This window comes from Photorhabdus sp. RM323S, from assembly GCF_042879375.1.
Classification (GTDB): Bacteria; Pseudomonadota; Gammaproteobacteria; order Enterobacterales; family Enterobacteriaceae; genus Photorhabdus; species Photorhabdus tasmaniensis.
The window spans coordinates 1-19,679 of sequence record NZ_JBHFKZ010000024.1; the positions used below are offsets into that span (position 1 = coordinate 1).

Here is a 19,679-nt window from a genome sequence, read left to right on the forward strand (position 1 = left end):
ACAATTTTACTTATCTGATTGGATAAGTTATCACTGTTAATATAAGCATTTCTTCCCGAGAGGATAAGACCGGGCAGAGAATTTTCTAATACCCTGCTTTTCATTCTGGCATTATTTAAATAAGCTTTTTCTGTTCTGTTATCCTCAAAACTAAGACGACTGAAATAGGCATGACCGAACCATTTGTCAGGAAGTGGTGTCAACTCTGCTGTTATAGCATAGGGCTTGCCAAAAATATTGACATCATTAAATACGGTCATATCTCTGTCTGTAAAATCCAGTGTTACCGGCTTATTTTGCATAACAAAGACATCGCGGGTATTATTCAGATCTTTTGTCCTGACAACCAAATCCCCCTTGACGGTTTTTATTGTCGCCGATCTGTTCTCGACTAACTGACCTTTATTTCCCTGCGCATCTTTCTGTATCCACAGATTATTGTTGGCTTGCAGCAGCGCTTTATCACCGGTATTGCGCACGGTGTCACTGAATACCCGCATATCCCGGCCGGCGGTTACGCGGCCTTTATTTTCCAGCGTGGTGTTTGCCAGAGTCATATCCCGCTCTGCTTGCACGGTAATATTCGGGGCAATATGCGTTTCTTTGCCGATAATATTTAAGTCGGTTTTAGCATTGGTATTGCCTAATTCGATTTTACCGTTAGCGTTTAAAGTGATATCACGCTGGTCACTGGTTAACTCTTTCAAATTCACCCCAACACCATCTTCAGTGGCCACCAGCCGGATTTTATTGGCATACATGCCGCCTAATGCTTTGGTATCAATGGCTAATTGCGGTTTAGCGCCTTCTCCAGCGAGAGAGTTAACCGTGCCGTCTTTTAAGCTGATGCGGTTGGCTCCCTGCGTCAGAGAGAGTGTGTTAGCCTGAATTTTTCCATTTAGTTCCGTTGCCCGGCTGATGATATCGACATAATCCGTCGCTTTGCCATCCAGCCCTTTGCTACCAATGGTAATCTGGCCCTGTTTCACTTCGAGTGCTTCCAGCGCACCTTGTTTATCAAACTGGGGTTTACCGGTGGTCAGAGTGGCGCTGGCAGTATTGATAAAGCCACAGCCATCACAGGTGATACCGTTAGGGTTGGCAATCATCACGTTGGCTTTATTGCCGACAATTTCCAACTGACCTTGCAGTTCAGAGCGTCCGTTGCCAGTGACTTCGTTAATAATCAGTTCCGCCGCGTTGCCTTTGAGGTTCGGGTTAGCGTTAAGTTGCCCGGCCAGTTGTGATTGGGCCGCCTGAGTGGCGTTATTGAGTACGGCACCTTGAGTGGCAACGTTGAATTCCTGATAAGTGTTGTGGGATATCCCCGCGTCATTCGGTGTGGCGATATTCACCACCGGGACATTACCCTGATTTTGTACCTGTATGTGGCCGTTATCCGGCGTTATCCCAGCCGCCATAGCGGGATGAAGGGGATAAACAGCGGTAAGGTAAATTAAAAGATAACTCGTGACCCTTGTCACAGAGGTGCTACGTTGACTCATGTATCAGTCCTTATTTTATTGCAATGGAAATGTTTTGTTTCAATAGGTTATGTCTTGCATCATTACAAAATGAGTGATGCAGACCAGTAAACCACCCAGTGATCCGGTTTCAGGTGGTCAGGGTGAGTGAGTGGCTTGCCAACAGTTATCGCCTGATTGAACCTGCGGTGATTCAGTGAGAGGCCAAGCGCGGTGCCGGTGATATTACCACCATCAATTTGTCTGGCTTTTCCCCGTAACCATCCCGTATCCAGCGCACCGGTTAAGGAGAGTTCACCCAGTACAGGCAGCGCTGAAATTCGCCAGTTCAGCTCATTGCGCCAATATCCGCCGCGGTTGCCAGTGAGATATTGTTCTTTAAATCCCCTGACGGAATATTGCCCACCCAGCGAGAGACGTTCGCTGGCGTAAAGGTTGTCCGGCGTGGTCTGGCCGTAAATGGATGAAAGGTAATAAATGGAATCTGTAACTGGCATAAAATAGCTGGCGCTCAGGCTAAATTTACGGAATTGACTCCGTGGTGCATCCGGGAAATGAGGATCATCTTTTGTCGCACCGAGCACCGGTAAACCGTGGCTTATTGCCGGGTTAAATGTGATATAGCTCCCTGCCAGTGCGGAACTGTAGTTAATACCAAGGCTAATAGTGCTGAGTGCCGGACTGCTGATGGATAATTTCTCTCCTGCCAACAAATTGGTTGTCTGGCGGCGCGTCAATCCCATATCCAGCGCCAGCTTCTGTTCGCCATCACGGTATAACCCCCGGTTTATTGTTAGCCGGTGAGTCTGGCCGTCGCCTTCGTAGCGATAGGCTGGTGAGTCAACCAGGATATTCTGGAAGGAATCATTCCACGCATATTGATAACTGAACAGCCAGTAGCCATAAGGGATCGTTACATTAGAAGTGAGGCTTCGGTTTTGGTGGCTATTGCGAAAATCACTGTTATGGCTGGCAGATAATGACCACTGATCAGCAAGATGTAATGGATTATCTAGGTTCACACTGGCATTGATTTGTCCGGGGCCTGTGCTTTTCTGACCACTGTTATCCGCACCCAAATTGGCACTGAACGGTAAACGTGTCGAAGTTCGTTTTAAGATAACCGCAGAATAGCCAGGTTGCTTTCCTGGCTGAATATCAATGGTCACCTGTTGGGAGGGCAGGCGGTTCAAGCGCTCCATGCCTTGCTCAATATCCCGCAGATTGAGTGTTTTTCCAACCATGCCCGGAAAGGCCATTTTGAGTGAGAGGGGTGTTTCATCATCAAGGCTGATTGACTCAATGTTGCCTTCATTCACGGTAATAATAAGGGTACCGGAGGATAAATCCTGTGTTTTGAGGCTGGCATGGGATGTGACATAACCTCGTTCGATATAGGCATTCGATACTTTACGCATCAGCCCATTAATATCCTGTAAAGTTAAACAATGAGATAAATAAGGGTGGATCAAGTTCTGTTTGACTGACCTTGACAGGCTTTCTGCACCTGCAAATTCAATCCGTTGAATGGTGTGGCAAACAGATTCAGATGCACTCGGTGTTAAAACGGGTTGAGGGGATAAGGGGATATTGTGACGCAGCGCTTCCCGTTGCTGTTGGGCTTGCTGCAACACGGCTTTTTGTTGTTGAGTGATGGTTTCTTGATCCGCAGGGCTGACAGGGATTGAAGCCTGTGCCAGTGCGGAAATTGCCAGCAGAATAAGCCCTGCCAGACTTCGGTGATGAATAAATAATTTTCTCATAGATAATAGTTAATAATTTGATAGTGACATTATTAAACTATTCTAATTTGGTATTAATTGCCTGTCTGAATGAATAGTATGAAATGTGATCAAGATCTGGTTCTTTAATCCTGACAATGGGGAATGAAATGTATTAAATGCCATGAAATGGTAATAAGAATGGAGATAATTTTATAAACCAATAGCAGTTTTTTAAATTTATTAATGGTATTACGTCCCTAGCCTGGCAGGTGTGTAGCCTTCTGCTTATGTCTTTGGGGATGTTTTTAAATGGGTTGGTCAACAACCTATTGGGGAAATGACTTAGTGGGAATTGAGGTTATACCAGCGCGACTGAAATCACCGTAAAAATTGATCTCGCCATCTTCCTTAGTGTATGCTCATTTTTCAAGAGCAGATACACGTTATCCTGCCCTCTAAATTATCAAACGTAGCCACCGCTTGCGTGTGTAGCCGGATCATCAGGATCAAAATTCACAATTCTATAAAGCGGATAAAACAACGTTAATTATGAAAATATGAAAAGTTTGTCAAAAGCTTTGAAGCCCACTCTGGTGGGCTTCGTTTATTATCGAATTAGAAAAACTTGATCAAGCCGGATTGGGAATATCAATAAAAGTCACATCCAACCCATAATTATCAGCTAACCACTCACCTAACGCCTTAACACCATAACGCTCAGTGGCATGATGGCCCGCCGCATAAAAATGCAGCCCCATTTCACGGGCGATATGAACAGTCTGCTCTGAAACTTCACCGGTAATAAACGCATCAACACCAAATTCAGCCGCCGGTTGAATAAAGCTCTGCCCACCACCGGTACACCAGGCAAGAGTACGAATCTGTGCAGGAGCATTGTCATCCACATGCAATGCCTTGCGACCCAGCGCCTGTTCAATGCGTGAAGCTAACTCAATCGGCGTTATTGGCTGCTCAAATTCCCCATACGGTACGAATGGCTCAATCAGCCCGATAACTTTCGCCCCCACCTTCTGGGCCAGTTGCGCGTTATTTCCCAGTGATGGATGGGCATCCAGCGGTAAATGGTAGCCATATAAATTAATGTCATTGCAGAGCAACGTCTTTAGACGACGATGTTTCATGCCACGAATCACCGCTGGTTCATTTTTCCAAAAATAGCCATGATGAACGATAATTGCATCAGCCTGATGACGAACCGCTTCATCCAATAACGCCTGACAAGCTGTGACACCGGTAACGACCCGCTGAATATGAGTACGCCCTTCAACTTGTAAACCATTGGGCGCATAATCCTGAAACTCGCCAACATTCAGCTCTTGGTTAATCACATTTTCCAGCTCAATATTATGCATCATATTCGTCCTGTATTTGGTTGTGTGGGAGTAACATACCCATCTGCACTGACCATAGCAATTGAGCTTTGTGATTTTTCCGATTCAGGATAAAGCAAAACGCCTTGCCAGAATAAACAGGCAAGGCGTTTAACTATTTAACTATATATCAACAGCAGGGAACCCGATTCCCCGCCAAACATCAGTTATTTCTGACTTGAGCAACCAGCTCGGATTGCTCTAACCATACAGGCTTATCGCTGGTTTTTATCCATACACGGTACAAATAACTGTAAAAACGGGCACGATCACAACGAAACAACATAACGGGTAGCGCCAACACACCTACAGTTACAGCACCAATACGACGTAAAAGAATCTGGTGCCGAGGATATTTACGATATGCAGACATATTAGACCCTCCTAAAAAAGATCCCGCTGTGCAGCAGAATCCCAAAAATAATCCATCTGTAAATTGTTTAAAATTTTACCGCACAAAATGAAAATTTACTACTTATCTGACCACTTTAAAGCGGTTATTTTCCATATCATGTAATTTTATTACATTAAATATGATAAAAACGTAATATTACAAGCAAACAATAACATTTAATTAACGGTTAATGAGAATGGAATTAATAACGGGGTAACAAAAAGCTACGTACGTTACGGGTTCAGTGCGCCAGAGTTTTTATACAACAGCTGGAACATCAGTCAGGCAAACTGGCCGACTTATGAAAACCCGCGATAACCATCGCGGGTCTTGTTACTGATCAGTGCCAGTTGGCGGCTAGCACAGGTTGCAGCCGCTGTTGCTCGACATCACTGAGCATTGCGGTCGCAGGTGCCGGCGGCGCGAATGCAGCCATAGCCTGAACAAGGTGTTCGACATTACTGTCCATCAACCGATGACCGTCACCGGCCATGATGTCATCTGGTCGTTCGGAAGGACTGGCATACCAATTATGCAGTGTTACCTCCTGCTTGCTGCCAATGACCGAAATTTGCAGATCCTGTCCTTCATGCTGGAACCACAGACGATCAGGGCTGATATCCTTTCCGAACACCAAGTTCCCCATCTCACCACTAAATTCCACGTCGTTGACCCCATGCCCGACTTCTACCGTCGGCATACTACCGCTGACCACGATATTGTTATTACCATCCCCGACTTTCACCTCCGGCATACGACCGCTAGCCACGATATTGTTATTACCATCCCCGACTTCTACCGTCGGCGTACTACCGCTGACCACGATATTATTATTACCATCCCCGACTTTCACCTTCGTAAAAACTCCCGTGTTGGTAATGCGATTATTACCATGTCCGACTGTTAGTGTTTTGACATTGCCGATAATGACGTTGTTACCATTACCTAGCGTGATATCGGACTCCCGTCCCGTCACATTCACCTTATTATCACCGTTGCCTGCAACTACTGTGCCGCCTATAGCTTCCACATTGATAGTCTTACTCTCGTCCCCCAAAGTAACCTTGGCAAAAGGATTTCCGACCGTAATAGAATTGGGGTCAGTGGTCAGTGGTGTAGGTTCCACTGCTGGCTCAATTTTCGGAGCGGTGAACGTTGGATGTAGTTCAAGAGGAGGAATGCTAACCGGCTCCAGTTTGACAGGGGGAAGTCTAATCATCTGCCGGTCAATATCAATAGAAGAAATTTTAGTCAGATTCCAGTCAATAAGGGGAATGCTAACCGGCTTCCTCGGGGGAATACTAATCGGCTTCCGGTCGATAGAGGGAAGCGGTAAAGGCTTGTCAACATCAAGGGGAGCGACAATTGGTGTCAATGAGCCCGGTACAGTAACCGTCTGTTTATCGGGAGATTGCGTCACCACTGGCCCGACCGTTGGGACCAAATCCGGCCCAAGCTCTGCAAAGAGGAAATCGTTTGCATCAACCTGCGAAGTATCCAGGGTATCGAGATACAGCAGCTTCACGTTTGAATCAGTACCGCTGGCCCCATTAAAGATAACGTCAATGCCATGAATTTGTGACAGGCCGTTAATCGTGCCACGATTGCTCTTAGAGATGGTTAGTTGGCTGAAATCAGTGATTCCGGTTTGACGCAAATCAATTTTATCAATGCCGTGACGGAACCCACGTAATGCATTCTTGTAGTCCTTAACGCCTAATTGGGCAGCCACCACAAAAACATCTGATACCGCACTGTCATGACTATAGATAGTCCCATTCAAGCTAAATTTCATCTGACCCTGAGCATCGCTAGTGAGCATAACGCCCTTGCCGCCGCCCTTGAGGATCACGGTTCCCAGACCTTCCTGTGGCTGGAGCGTTGAGGTGTCGCTACTTGTGTAAGCCATCGGGGCGATAAAGGTGTCCTGGAACTTAAAGTTCGCCGCACCGATCCCGGCGAGTGTCTGGTTTTTCAGGACAATGTTCTGCTCCTTACCCAGATCGACCTTAACATCCGCCCCCTGCTGTGTCAGCCGCAGATCGGCAAACGTTTTTCCACGAAATCCTACCAGATCGATGATTTCGCCACGAGCGGCCTCGAAGTTGCTAATAACATCGCTGCCTGCCTCACGGCGGTGGACCACAAAAAAGTCCTTGCCCGCACCGCCTGCCAGCGTGTTGTTCCCACGCCCACCATCAAGCAATGCATCGGCATTACCAGCGACCAGCGTATCATTGCCATCACCGGTGACGATGTTCTGAATGCTCGACGGATCCTTTATCGTCAATGCTGTGCCGCCAATACTGGCAACACCGGTCAGCAAGTTGACTGAGGTATCCCGCGAAACAGCCGCCGCATTGAAGGTATTACGCCCTCCCGCCACGCCATTGACCGCGTCATCCAGCACCGTGCGGTTGGCCTGTTCGACCACCGATTGGATATATTCGTCGGTGTAAAAGTAAGTGTCATCCGGAGTGCTCTTGCTGCCGTACAAACGTAGCGACCAGGCATTTAATGTGACCGGCAGGCCGGAACTCGCATCGGTCACCTGTAGGGTCCAGTTGCCAACCGAGCGTTCACCAAAATCATGAGTTGACATAAAGCTGTACTTGAACGTCCCCGACTGGCTGCTACCCAGATCGGTCGCACTCGCGCCCGGCATGCCGTCTGGCACCTTACCCTGACGATTGAGCAATATGCTCTGAGTGCCATCAGGAGAGATCAGTTTGAGCGTCAGATCGCCAAGGCGGCCTACCTGAGCGTCAAAATCGATCTCGACATGCTCGACATTCAGACCGGCATTCATGGCGATGGAAGACGTCAACGTCTCACCCGCTGCCAAGGTTTTACCTAGAGGCCCGCTGGATGCGCTATAGACGTACTCATTGGCAGCGGTGCTTTGGGTCATCCAAGACTCGGCCAAGCGAACAGCGGCCCGCGCATCGACTTGACCAAAGCCATAATCGTTGCTGGTATGCATGCCGCCGCCATTCCAGCTGTGGCTGTTATTATCGCTCCATTCGGTAGAGGGATCGTTGATCTTGCGAGCGGATAGAGCAAGGATCTGCTGCACATCCCGATAGCCTAAGTTCGGGTTGGCCTCAAGCATCAGCGCAACAACACCGGAGACTATCGGAGCGGCAAAGCTGGTGCCTTGCATGCTGGTGTAGTCATTGCCGAAGGTTGAGCCACGATCGGTTTTCAGCATATAGCTGGTCGACACGACATTGCTACCGGGTGCCGAAACCAATAGGCTGGCTCCCGGGTTGGAGAACGGTGAAGAGCCAATCTGCAAAGTCGACAAATCGCCCTGTGCGTTGATCGCACCGACTTCCACCGAAAAGCGGTTGTTATTGGTCAGCGACCCTTGGGCATTACCGCCTTCCGCACGATGGTTGCCGCCCGCCGCCACGATGACGGTACCCAATCCGCCACGACCATTAGCCGCCGCGTACTGCGCATTCATGCTCAGCGATGCGGCAGTATCTATAGAGCCGTCCTGAAAGCTGCTGAGCACGAAATCGTTGGTAAATCCCCAGCTATTGTTGGCAACGTCAAAACTGACCATATGCCCCAGTCCCGCAAGATCAGCACCGCTATTGGCCAGATAATAGCCGCCCAATGTAGCATCATGGGCAACCCCGACGCCCCCTGTATTATTTTTCGCCGCGACCATCACACCCGCCACCATTGTCGCGTGGTTCGACACCACGTTCGGCAAGGTGCCATTGGTTTGTTGAGTCTGCAACCAAGCTTTGTCAACATTCGCCGCAAGGTCGGGGTGATTGATATCAAAGATTTCGGGCGCGGTGGCGAACTGGCCGCCCGGCTCGAACTGACCAATGCGTACCCCCTTGCCGGTATAGTCCTTCCAGACCGGCAGAATGTTGGCATCGCTCAAATACCATTGCTGGGCAGCCAATGGATCGAGAGGCACTTCCGGCGTCAGTAATGTGGCAACGGCGCGCATCGGCGCTGTTTCCCCACTACTCAGATCGACTACCGATGCTGACGGATTACCAGCTGCATCAGTTACACCATATTTAAAGCTAATTACACCTGTGTAATCTGCATCCGGCGTAAACAAGACATCGCCCTGAGCTGTAAGGCTGACCGTACCGCCTATCGCATCCCCAACATTGGCAATGCGCAGACCTCCCTGACTGTTGAGGTGCTGATCGTTAGCCAGCAGACTTTCTGCGGAAATCAGATGAGCCTGAGTACGATCAAAAACCTTGCCGTCCTTGCCGTGGGTGAGGACATCCTCGACAGGCATAGCATTAGGTATTTGTAAATCAACCGCCGAAATATCCGAAAAATTGAGTTTCTGGATATTTTTCAGCGTTACTGTGCCGTCACGCCCAGCAATCTTGTCGGCCACTTCATACCCACTGTCGGTGCGGGTGATTCGATAATCGCCGTGGTTACCGTGTAGGCTGACTATGTTGACCCCGCCGTCCCCATCAATCGTGGCATTGCCGTGACCCACTTCGATAACGTCGTCACCAAAGCCTCCAAAAATCTTATCGGCACCGCCACCTGCATGAATGATGCTACCGCCTTCGGAAGCATAGATTGTGTCGCCCTGAGGACCGGCATAGATAACCGACTTGCCACTGCCACCAATGATGGTGTTGTGCCCGCTGCCGCCGACTAGAACGTCGTTACCCATTCCACCGACCAGAACCGAATCGCCGGAGCCCCCCTTGATAAAGACACCATTGGCTCCACCGCTTCTGATGACATCACTGCCGCTCCCGCCTTGAGCCATAGTTAAACCGGCCTCGGCCATGTTCAGTTCTATGCCTTTGTTGCCAACAATGATTGCTGTATCGTGCCCTCCATTGCCGTGAATGTTTTTCGTATCGTCAGAAGCGCTGATGACAAAAACATCATCGCCAGCGCCACCTACATAAGTATTGCTCCCTGCACCCCCGACCAGCCAACTACCGGTTTTTGCCGCAATCAACGTATCATTGCCGCTACCACCATACAGATTGCTCACCCCCAGTTGCCCCGCATCTAAGGTTTCATCTGTTTCACTCTGGCTGGCGTAAGCCGTGGTTGTGATGTCGTTGTGAGTGGAGGTCACTCGTGTGCCTGCTCCCTCAGTACTCAAGGTATTACTGACGGGGTCACCAAGAAAGTCGACGGCCAACACTTCCTGAGTTTTACCATTGATAGTAAACGATCCACTGGCAACGACTTTGTTCCCATCACGGACTTCTGTTTTGTTCGAAGCCCGGACGTTTATCTGGGTAATACTCAATTCCGCCAGTGTTTTGAGTTCGCCCGCATCGACTTTTGCATCGTGTGTACCATCAACCCAGACCCGCAACTGGCTCCAGATCGGATCTCGTTCATCAATCACTCCATCCTTGTTGGCGTCTTCACTGGCTAAAGCACCGAAACCATCCTTGAATTTTTTCTCGCCAGCGGCACCGTTTATTCCGGCCTTACCACCGTAGTATTCAGAGAACACCTGGCTGGCATTTTTTATCTGACCGCTACCATCATCGATCACCAGTATTCCTGTATTACTATCAGCCCAACCGCTGCGCTTAAGCGTACCACTGTTGTCCATGTCGAATAGCACTCCGTCACGAATGTCGGTCATGTGCACACCATTGCCGCTCAGATCCAATAACAGCGGGTCAACATATGTGTTGAACGTCGTCATCGCCGACAAGCCGTTCAACGTCACAGCATTGCGTAGGCCAAAATCCAGCTTGCTAGTGTCCCCGGGTTGGTAGAAAGGCTTGTAGAACTCCGACAGATAAGTGTTAGGTCGTACATTGGGGTCAAGCTGCATTTCACCGGGACGAATGCCACCAGTGGCAAGGCCGGCCATCTGGGTTGAGGTGAAGTCTGTTTTATTGAGGATATCTCCAAGAGCAGATATTTTATGTGTTGCTGAATTTTGGATATAACCGTTAGCAACATCCTGCTGGGCTTTGTTTTCTCCCTGAATATGTTTCTGCGGCTGTGGAGAGGAATTGATATCAATGTTAATCAAGTTTGTCGATGGTGTAGGGACACGCTTACTCTCATCCGGGGTCAGGTATAAAGTTTTAACGACATCTCTTGCTATATGATACTCATAATATTTACCATCACGAACCAGATTGTTACGAATAATTTCAGCTCCATTATATTTTAACATATTACTCAAAGGAGTAATGTTATTTACGGGAAACTGATTTCCTTGCATACCATGCTTATTGTATCCAATTGATGTTAATGAAAAAAATACGAAATCTACGCAACTGTTGGAGTGCAGACTGTATTCTGTATCCCTAAATCCACCTATTCCCTTTGGATTTTCCGAAAATGCGGCTAACTTGTTATACTGAGCTTCAGTCAAGGCTACGGTAACTTCATAAGAGGTCTGTTGGTAGGCAGCATTATCATGAGTCGTTATTTGCCCTTCACCCCACGGTTCACCATACTTTGACTCGAAACCGTAACTTATTTCATTTCCGTTCCCGTCATTTATTACATACCACATATGACCACCAGATGAAGAATGTACGTCTCCCGCTTTGTGATCGCCCTTATCGGCCTGATAAATATACGTAGCCCCCATCGGAGCAACTTTATAGGTTACAGTGTATTTCTTTTCCATACTTGTTATTTCCTTGTTTTTTTACAGAAGCAAATCAAATTTTCGGATTGTAATAGGTGAATTCGACAAAACTCTCAATTCCATTAAAAGCAGGCACATCCTCTAGGGTAGTAATTACCGCAGAGTAACGTCCGGGAGGTAACTCAAGTATTTTAATGTTTCGCACAGCCGTAGTTACACTTCTCTCTTTATAATAGAAAGATTGCCCCCAACCGCTTCCCACTGCGTTTATTTTCTCATCGAAAAAAACCTTGCCGTCTTTAACCAGACGAAGAGAAACTGGGGTTGTAACCCCATCCTTATCAATATTCCCGAATAACTCAAATCGTCTTTCCATTTCAGCATAAGAACGCCCCTTCTCAAACAGCAGGGCAAACTGATAATCCCCAGCCTTGCGCTTACTGAGTTCAAAATTAATCTCGACGGATTGCCCAGCATGCGACACATCAATCGGTTTATATATAGTATCAATGTACTTAGAGCATGCCATTAATAAGATGCAGCTCATAAAAATAATAATGTTTCGCCAGTTTTTAAACCTTTCGTGTACCCGTAATATTTTCATCACGTCACTCCAAATTTTTATATTTTCTTTGTTCATACTGATACCATTTTAAATCTTATTAAATCTTCGGATTAAAATACGCAAGCTCTACAAAACTCTGAATGCCATTAAAAGCAGGCACATCTTCCAGTGTGGTAATTACCGCAGAGTAACGTCCGGGGGGTAACTCCAGTATTTTAATATTGCGCACCGCGGTATTTATACTTCTCTCTTTGTAATAGAAGGATCGCCCCCAACCGCGCCCCACTGCGTTTATTTTCTCGTCAAAAAAAACCTTGCCGTCTTTAACCAGACGAAGAGAAACTGGGGTTGTAACCCCGTCCTTATCAATACTCCCGAATAACTCAAGTCGCCTTTCCATTTCAGCATAAGAACGCCCCTTCGCAAACAGCAAGGCAAACTGATAATCCCCAGCCTTGCGCTTACTGAGTTCAAAGTTAATCTCAACGGATTGCCCAGAATGCGACACATCAATCGGTTTGTATATTGCATCAATGTGCTTAGAGCATGCCACTAACCAGACACAACTCAAAACAATAATCATGTTACGCCAGTTTTTGAACCTTTGGTGTACCTGTAAAACTTTCATCACATCACTCCAGATTTTGATATTTCCTTTGTTTATACTTGTCGTATTTCAATATGAATTTATTATCTCCCTGCGGAGCAGGGGAATAAATACGCCTCGAAGTATGGTGGATACATGCTGATACTTTTAATTCGGAAAAGGCGTGAGCTGTACAAAACTCTCAATGCCATTAAACTCAGGCATATCCTTCAAGGTGGTAATTACCACAGAGTAATGTCCTGGAGTGAACTGAAATATTTCAATGTGGCGCCGCAGCGTATTTATTTTTTTCTCTTTGTAATATATGCTCTCCCCCCAACTTCGTGCACCCACCGTATCTATTTCCTCGTCAAAAAGAACCTTGCCGTCTTTAACCAAGCGAAACGAAATAGGAATAGCAACGCCATCAACATGGGCACTGAGCAACTTAACTCGTTTTTCTTTTTCTTCACGACTATCCCCAGCCGTAAATAACAGGGCAAACGAATAAGCTTTAACATTACTGATTTCAAAATCAATCTTGACAAATTGCCCAGAATGCGACACATCAATCGGTTTGCAGATATCAATGCGCTCAGAGCATGCCATTAATAAGATGCAACTCATAAAAATAATAATGTTTCGCCAGTTTTTAAACCTTTCATGCACACGTAATACCTTCACCATGTCACTCCAAACAAAGTAAGACTGCGAAAAACATTAACAGCAACTTATCTCAAACCCAAAAAACGATGAATATGACGAACCGGGTCCACAGAAAAGCCCTCACCAAGCATTCATTCTTTTACCGCTCTCTCAAACTTTCATCCAGATGCTGCTGCAATGGGCTTAGGAAGTAATCGATCACCCGACGCTGATCGGTTTTTATTTCTGCCGTGATCGACATGCCCGGAGACAGAGCAACTCGCTGACCATTGACCAACAAGTGATCAGACTTCAGACGAATACGGGTGCTATAGATGAGTCCACGCTTTTCGTTTTCGATGGCATCGTTCGACACGCTGAGCACTTCACCATCAACAGTGCCGTACTTGGTGAAATTGAAGGTTTCCACCTTGACGGTGACCAATTGACCTGTGTGTACGAACCCCACATCTTTATTTTCCAGCATAGCTTCCACTTCTATCGGTTGGTTTGCGGGGACGATAACCATCAGTGGTTGAGCCTCTGTCACCACACCACCAACGGTATGGACAGCGAGTTGTTGAACTGTACCCGCCACAGGTGCTTTGAGGCTGGTCAGGGTTTCCTGATGACGGGCTTTCGCCAATTCCTGGCTCAAAATCGCCTCTTTCTGGTTAGCATCCTGTTGCAGATCAAGCATAGCACGGCGATTTTGCGCAATAACAGTTTCACGCCGACGTCGCGCCTCCTCTTGGGCGGCAGTGTGCTGCAAGACACTGGCCTGCTGCACACTTAACTGACGTTGCAGATCCAACCGGGTTTGCTCTTTTTCCAGATATTCATGCTGCGACACATACTGTTTCGTCAATAACCGTTGGTAGTCCTCGGTCAATCGCGTGGTAATCGGCAGCGTTTTTCGCAGGCTAGCCACCTGAGCATGAGCAGATTGGATTTCGGCGCTGCGTTGACGGATTTCAGCGTCCACCAACTCCAGGTTGCTACGGTATTCCTGATATTGCCCTTGAAGCCAACTCTGGGCACTGAGCACCTGCTCTGAGTTGGCGTTGGCAATCGTTCCTACCAGCGACGCTGGCGGCTGTTGCTGATTGATCGCATCAAGCATGGCTGTGCTCCGCGCACTGTCGATACGCGCAGCCAGCAACTCGCTCTGGATCCGACCAACATCGGCGTTTGCCGCAGTCGGGTCGAGTTCGATCAATAACTCGCCAACTTTCACCGCCTGACCGTCATTGACATGGATCGCTCTGACTACCGCCGTTTCGCTGGGTTGAATCAGCTTGGTTTTGCCACTGGGAACGACCTTTCCCGGAGCGACCGCCACTACCTCTATTTTGCCGATGCAAGCCCAAAGCAATGCCAATAAAGCGAAGCCCATGATGCTCCAGATGAAAATTCTCGGCGCTGGGTGAACAGGTGTTTCCTGCAATTCCAAAGCCGTCGGTAAAAACTGTAATTCATGAGCGAGCCGCGGCGATACATCCATGCTTTTACGTTGGCGCCAGGACTGATGCCACGCGTGGCGATAGCGCTGCAATAAGGAAAGAGTGGCACTCATACGAAGTTATTTTCCTTGAATTGGGGTATGTTTGTCTTGATCACTTCTGCCTCTGGTTACGTTATTAGCCGGTGTTATCGTACGTGCCGGGAAATGGAAGACTCTCAGCTCTGCTGCATTCGAAACAGTCGTGAATAATGACCATCCTGGCGCGCCAGTAACTCAGCGTGGGCACCCTGTTCAACGATCTGCCCGCGATCCATCACGAGGATACGATGAGCGTCGCGTACGGCCGACAACCGATGGGCGATAATGATGACCGTGCGTCCCTTGCAAATGCTTTGCATGTTCTGCTGGACCACCCGTTCAGACTCGTAGTCCAGCGCACTGGTCGCCTCGTCGAAAATCAAAATGCGAGGATTGCCGATCAAGGCCCGGGCAATTGCCACCCGTTGCCGCTGACCGCCCGAAAGTGACGTACCGTGCTCACCCACCATCGTGTCGTAACCCTCAGGCAGTTCAAGAATGAATTCATGGGCTCCAGCCATGCGGGCGGCGTGCATGACCACTTCGAGCGGAGCACCCGGATCGCTCAAGGCGATGTTTTCACGAATGCTGCGGTTGAATAGCATATTGTCCTGCAACACCACACCAATCTGCCGGCGCAGCGAAGACACATCAGCCAATGCCAGATCCATGCCATCGACCATAACCCGCCCGCGCTCCGGAACGTAAAGCCGCTGCAACAAGCGAGTCAGGGTGCTCTTGCCAGAACCGGAGCGGCCAACCACTCCAATGATTTCTCCCGCACCAATGACCAAGTTGATGCCGCGCAGCACCTCAGAGCCATCGGGACGATAACGAAAATGCACCTGTTCAAACTCTACCCTCCCCTTGAGCGGCGGTACTGCACTACGTGTAGCCTGAGACAATTCAGTACGGGAATTGAGGATGTCACCCAGACGCTGTACCGATACTCCGGTTTGCTGGAAACTGGTCCATAATTGCGCCAAGCGCATAATAGGACCGCTGACACGACCAGCCAGCATATTGAATGCAATCAGTTCCCCCACCGACAGCTGCCCCTCGATCACAAGGCGGGCACCAAGCCAGAGTGTAGCGACAGTCACCAGCTTACCGATAAGTGAGACACTTTCATTGGCGAGAGTAGACAAGGTTTGAGTTTTGAAACCCGCGGCCACATAAGTCGCCATCTGGTTATCCCATTTACGGATGATCTGCGGTTCAACCGCCATTGACTTCAAGGTATCGATGCCATTTACCGTTTCAACAAGAAACGCCTGATTTTCGGCGTTGCGGGTGAAGCTGTCCTGTAATCGCTTACGCAAGAGAGGTGTCACCAACGCCGATACCAAAGCATAGAGTGGCAAAGACAACAGTACAATGAGCGTCAGCCAGCCACTGTAAAAAAGCATTACCACGATGAATACCAAGGAAAAAAAGACATCGATCATCAGCGTAATGGCGTTGCCGGTGAGGAAACTACGAATGTTTTCCAGTTCACGTACACGAGCAACAGAATCACCAACGCGCCTGGCCTGAAAGTAAGCCAGCGGTAAATTGATTAAATGTCGAAACAGACTCGAACCCAACTCCACATCAATACGGCTGGTCGTATGGGAAAACACGTAACTACGAAGACCGCTCAAGGCCGACTCGAACAGCATGATGCCCAGCAACCCCGCTGCGACAACATCCAGTGTGGTGAGGCCATGGTGCACCAGTACTTTGTCCATGACCAGTTGAAAGAACAACGGAGTCACTAAGGCAAACAGCTGCAAGGCAAAAGACCCCAGTAAAACTTCACCCAACAACTTGCGGTATTTGACGATAGCCGGGATAAACCAAGTGAAGTCAAAACGCGAGGATTCGCCGGACACACCGTTACTGGAACGCACCAGCACCAGTTGCCCAGTCCAACGCTGCTCAAGCCCCTCGAAGCTGATAACTTCGGGCCGCGCCGAACGCGGATCCTGAATCAAAACTTGTTCCTGATCCAGCTTGGCCAAAATAAAAAACGTCCCATCTCGGTCAACGGCAATAGCGGGCAATGGCGTGTGCTCAAGTCTAGCAAGTGTGGTGCGCACAGCCTTGGCTTTCAACCCCGACTTCCGTGCAGCCAGCAGCAGCTCTTGCAGGGTAACCCCTTGATTGGTAGTAGAAAACTCGTGTGAAAGTTGTTCGGTCGATATGGCTATGTTGTGAAACCTGGCCAACATGGTCAGGCAAATCAGGCCGGTATCCAATTCTGGGGAAAAATGGGGCGACTCAATACTCATTTGTTCTTTTTTCCATATTGCGTACGTGCCTACCTTTGTAAACTGAAAACATTAGGCAATGTAGAGAATGACTACTGCCGCTTGTTGTTAATTTAGTCCTGCCACAAGCGCATTAAGGTCGATGATTTTCCCGTCGTTCTGGAAGGTGTAATGCCCGTTCAGCCAGATATGCCACCAGGCTACTGGCGATATTTGGGTGATAAAGGCAAGAGCCTTAAGTGTTGCCTTCCGCATTAAACTTTTTCCGCAGCCGAGATAAGATGGCCGAATTGCAAGCGATACACGTTCCGTTCTAACTGCGGGTCACGCAGATAGCACAGGATATAGATGCTGCGCACCCATCGGTAATATAAGAAAGCAGGCCAGGAAGGTTGAGCCATTTATACTTTGTTCCAGCTAGCAAACCGTAATATAAATTGTAATCATCGACAAAAAATGGTGTGCGCACGAAATTTATTCCCGTATACATACAAAGAAACCGGACTATCGCCGGTTTCTTCACCCCAACGGTCACCGAACCTAATCGATGCGTAAGTGATTGAATTATCTATATATAATACTGAATTTAGCAAAGCCGTCAATTTAAAAAACTATATAATCGAAAAATAGTTTAAAATAATTTAAGTAACAATTGAAGCTATTTCGCCTGTAAGGGGCGAAAGCGTGTTCCAGGGAACGCTCAAAGTTGAGACGCCCCGAAGCGGAGTATTACTTATTCTTAGTTAATAGAATGGAAAATAATGTGACCGATAGCAAAATAGAGAGCACCAATACCCCCTTCTCTGGTTATTTTTGCGGACGTGACATATTTTTTAAGTTTATTTGCGCCTTCGGGGAAATGCAGTTAGCCGACAGAATAGCGTATTTTCGTTCCATTGGACGTCGAACCTCATAACTTAGGAGTCAATTTTTTCATGCTCCTTGATTCTATTCCTGTCATCATCGGTTCTACTTTGTTCAGGAAATGGATTGGACTCAATAGATAATTCTTATTGAAAAGAATTAAAAAATGCCTGCGGATAACAATACAGGTATTTAGAAATACCCGTTTGACGCTGGTGATAAAAACAGAGATTGCCAATATAAAAATTTTCATTGACAATGATTACACGGCTACGGAAGAATGATGTAAGCTGTTGTACCAAGTTATTTTTCCAAAATGTCTATGGATTGACTATAACAGGAGGAGAGATGAGAATATTAACGCTCATATTCTTAATGTTAATTATAAACATTTCAGGTTGTGTCCCCAAAAAACATCCTTTTTCTATTGACTATAAAACAAATGGCGAAACTTTTCATTTAACTCCGTCATGTATAGAGGAAATTACCTCGAAAAAAGGGAGTGACTACTATTCCATTTTCATTAAAGTCAGAAATAGCGATCATTGCAGTAAACCATTTAATCTTCTTATAAAGCAAAACGCAGGAAACAAACTATCTGTCTTCTTTAACAATAAACCAATATTGAAAAATACGACTATAGTTATGCCAATGCATACCGAAAATGGTTTCTATCAGACAATAGACTCAAATGGAATATTTGAAGAAATAGTCAACTCTTTAAATTGATGAAAATCTATATATTTTCTTTTATTATAGAAAAACCATATCGATAAAAAATATCATCAGTTATCAAAAATGAGGTTTTTATGTCAAATAACATCTTACAAGCACTCACTTTACTGAAATCGAAGAAGTGGGTCGATTTGACCCATAGCTTTGATAAAGACTCTCCCCACTTTTTCATGTTTGAACCAGCCGAGTTTAAGACACTGTTTGATTATAAGGATGGCTTTCTTGTTCAACAATTTTCTTTCCCCGGTCAATATGGGACTCACATTGATGCTCCCTGTCATTTTGTTCCTAATGCCCGTTATCTTGATGAGCTGGAATTAAAAGAATTGGTTCTACCTTTAATCGTACTTAATCAGTCAGAAAGGGCAAAACAGGATCCTAATTTCTCACTGTCTAAAGAAGATATTATTAAATTTGAAGACGAATATGGAATTATTGAGGCAGATACTTTCGTTGCACTCAGAACTGACTGGAGTAAACGCTGGTCATCTCAGGAAGCCATGGATAATAAAGATGATCGTGGCAATAACCAAATACCCGGGTGGAGCATGGATGCCCTCAAATTTTTATTTGAGGAGCGTCATGTTAAAGCCATTGGGCATGAAACATTTGATACCGACGCCGCTAAAGATTTCAGAAAGAATAATGCATTGTTAGGTGAAGACTATGTATTAAAGCAAGATACTTATCAGATAGAACTTTTGGCTAATTTGGACCAGGTCCCTGTCCGGGGTGCAGTCATTTTCAACATTGTCGCCAAACCTAAAAAAGCATCTGGTTTTCCCGTTCGTTCGTTTGCCATACTTCCGTGACTGTTCCCCGGTGCCGTATCTCCTGAAAAAGGGAAATACGGCGGTATAACTAACCTCAGCTCTACTGTAAGAACAGAGACTTCAGAAGCACGTAA

The 19,679-nt window shown here is 47.1% G+C and carries 12 protein-coding genes and 2 pseudogenes; 3 read left to right on the forward strand and 11 right to left on the reverse strand.

Annotated features, from left to right (window positions below):
* The 4 genes from ACGF7G_RS11710 to ACGF7G_RS11725 all read right to left on the reverse strand — a co-directional run.
* Positions 1-1,505: filamentous hemagglutinin N-terminal domain-containing protein (locus ACGF7G_RS11710; protein WP_387465661.1), on the reverse strand; the 1,505-nt coding region annotated here is incomplete at its 3' end.
* A gap of 62 nt (positions 1,506-1,567) precedes the next feature.
* Entirely contained in the window at positions 1,568-3,247 is a 1,680-nt protein-coding gene (locus tag ACGF7G_RS11715) for a ShlB/FhaC/HecB family hemolysin secretion/activation protein (RefSeq protein WP_387465663.1), read from the reverse strand.
* Between the two features lie 590 nt (positions 3,248-3,837).
* Positions 3,838-4,581: a type 2 GTP cyclohydrolase I gene (locus tag ACGF7G_RS11720; RefSeq protein ID WP_133815382.1), complete on the reverse strand. Its 744-nt coding sequence runs from the start codon at positions 4,579-4,581 to the stop codon at positions 3,838-3,840.
* 181 nt (positions 4,582-4,762) lie between these two features.
* Positions 4,763-4,972, reverse strand: coding sequence for a YbfA family protein (locus ACGF7G_RS11725; protein ID WP_387465665.1), 210 nt, complete (start codon positions 4,970-4,972; stop codon positions 4,763-4,765).
* A gap of 230 nt (positions 4,973-5,202) precedes the next feature.
* On the opposite strand from ACGF7G_RS11725, the pseudogene ACGF7G_RS11730 reads away from it, so the two are divergent.
* Positions 5,203-5,292: pseudogene (locus ACGF7G_RS11730) on the forward strand (hypothetical protein); the annotation flags it as partial.
* 41 nt (positions 5,293-5,333) lie between these two features.
* Here ACGF7G_RS11730 and ACGF7G_RS11735 read toward each other — a convergent pair.
* The 7 genes and pseudogenes from ACGF7G_RS11735 to ACGF7G_RS11765 all read right to left on the reverse strand — a co-directional run.
* Entirely contained in the window at positions 5,334-11,621 is a 6,288-nt protein-coding gene (locus ACGF7G_RS11735; protein WP_387465666.1) for a S8 family serine peptidase, read from the reverse strand.
* 34 nt (positions 11,622-11,655) lie between these two features.
* Positions 11,656-12,186 carry a DUF5625 family protein gene (locus ACGF7G_RS11740; RefSeq protein WP_387465692.1) on the reverse strand — a complete coding sequence of 177 codons (531 nt, stop codon included), beginning with the start codon at positions 12,184-12,186 and terminating at the stop codon, positions 11,656-11,658.
* A gap of 58 nt (positions 12,187-12,244) precedes the next feature.
* Positions 12,245-12,775 (reverse strand): DUF5625 family protein, encoded by a 531-nt coding sequence (locus tag ACGF7G_RS11745; RefSeq protein WP_387465668.1) that lies wholly within the window; start codon positions 12,773-12,775, stop codon positions 12,245-12,247.
* Between the two features lie 126 nt (positions 12,776-12,901).
* On the reverse strand, positions 12,902-13,417 hold the full coding sequence (locus ACGF7G_RS11750; protein WP_387465669.1) for a DUF5625 family protein: 516 nt from the start codon (positions 13,415-13,417) through the stop codon (positions 12,902-12,904).
* Between the two features lie 121 nt (positions 13,418-13,538).
* Complete coding sequence (locus ACGF7G_RS11755) at positions 13,539-14,954, reverse strand: HlyD family type I secretion periplasmic adaptor subunit (RefSeq protein WP_387465670.1); 1,416 nt, start codon at positions 14,952-14,954, stop codon at positions 13,539-13,541.
* A gap of 104 nt (positions 14,955-15,058) precedes the next feature.
* Positions 15,059-17,194 carry a type I secretion system permease/ATPase gene (locus tag ACGF7G_RS11760; protein WP_387465672.1) on the reverse strand — a complete coding sequence of 712 codons (2,136 nt, stop codon included), beginning with the start codon at positions 17,192-17,194 and terminating at the stop codon, positions 15,059-15,061.
* 87 nt (positions 17,195-17,281) lie between these two features.
* Positions 17,282-17,550, reverse strand: a pseudogene (locus tag ACGF7G_RS11765) (hypothetical protein); the annotation flags it as partial.
* A gap of 835 nt (positions 17,551-18,385) precedes the next feature.
* Between ACGF7G_RS11765 and ACGF7G_RS11770 the strand changes: the two are divergent.
* Both ACGF7G_RS11770 and ACGF7G_RS11775 read left to right on the forward strand, forming a co-directional pair.
* Complete coding sequence (locus tag ACGF7G_RS11770; protein WP_387465674.1) at positions 18,386-18,766, forward strand: hypothetical protein; 381 nt, start codon at positions 18,386-18,388, stop codon at positions 18,764-18,766.
* A gap of 80 nt (positions 18,767-18,846) precedes the next feature.
* Entirely contained in the window at positions 18,847-19,584 is a 738-nt protein-coding gene (locus ACGF7G_RS11775; protein ID WP_387465676.1) for a cyclase family protein, read from the forward strand.
* The last annotated feature ends 95 nt before the right edge of the window (positions 19,585-19,679 follow it).

Excerpts from the sequence above, each read along its gene's own strand:
- ACGF7G_RS11775 (WP_387465676.1), top strand. The coding sequence starts at position 18,847 with ATGTCAAATAACATCTTACAAGCACTCACTTTACTGAAATCGAAGAAG.
- ACGF7G_RS11770 (WP_387465674.1), top strand. The coding sequence starts at position 18,386 with ATGAGAATATTAACGCTCATATTCTTAATGTTAATTATAAACATTTCA.
- ACGF7G_RS11720 (WP_133815382.1), bottom strand. The coding sequence starts at position 4,581 with ATGCATAATATTGAGCTGGAAAATGTGATTAACCAAGAGCTGAATGTT.
- ACGF7G_RS11760 (WP_387465672.1), bottom strand. The coding sequence starts at position 17,194 with ATGAGTATTGAGTCGCCCCATTTTTCCCCAGAATTGGATACCGGCCTG.
- ACGF7G_RS11755 (WP_387465670.1), bottom strand. The coding sequence starts at position 14,954 with ATGAGTGCCACTCTTTCCTTATTGCAGCGCTATCGCCACGCGTGGCAT.
- ACGF7G_RS11725 (WP_387465665.1), bottom strand. The coding sequence starts at position 4,972 with ATGTCTGCATATCGTAAATATCCTCGGCACCAGATTCTTTTACGTCGT.
- ACGF7G_RS11745 (WP_387465668.1), bottom strand. The coding sequence starts at position 12,775 with ATGAAAGTTTTACAGGTACACCAAAGGTTCAAAAACTGGCGTAACATG.
- ACGF7G_RS11715 (WP_387465663.1), bottom strand. The coding sequence starts at position 3,247 with ATGAGAAAATTATTTATTCATCACCGAAGTCTGGCAGGGCTTATTCTG.
- ACGF7G_RS11735 (WP_387465666.1), bottom strand. The coding sequence starts at position 11,621 with ATGGAAAAGAAATACACTGTAACCTATAAAGTTGCTCCGATGGGGGCT.
- ACGF7G_RS11740 (WP_387465692.1), bottom strand. The coding sequence starts at position 12,186 with ATGAAAATATTACGGGTACACGAAAGGTTTAAAAACTGGCGAAACATT.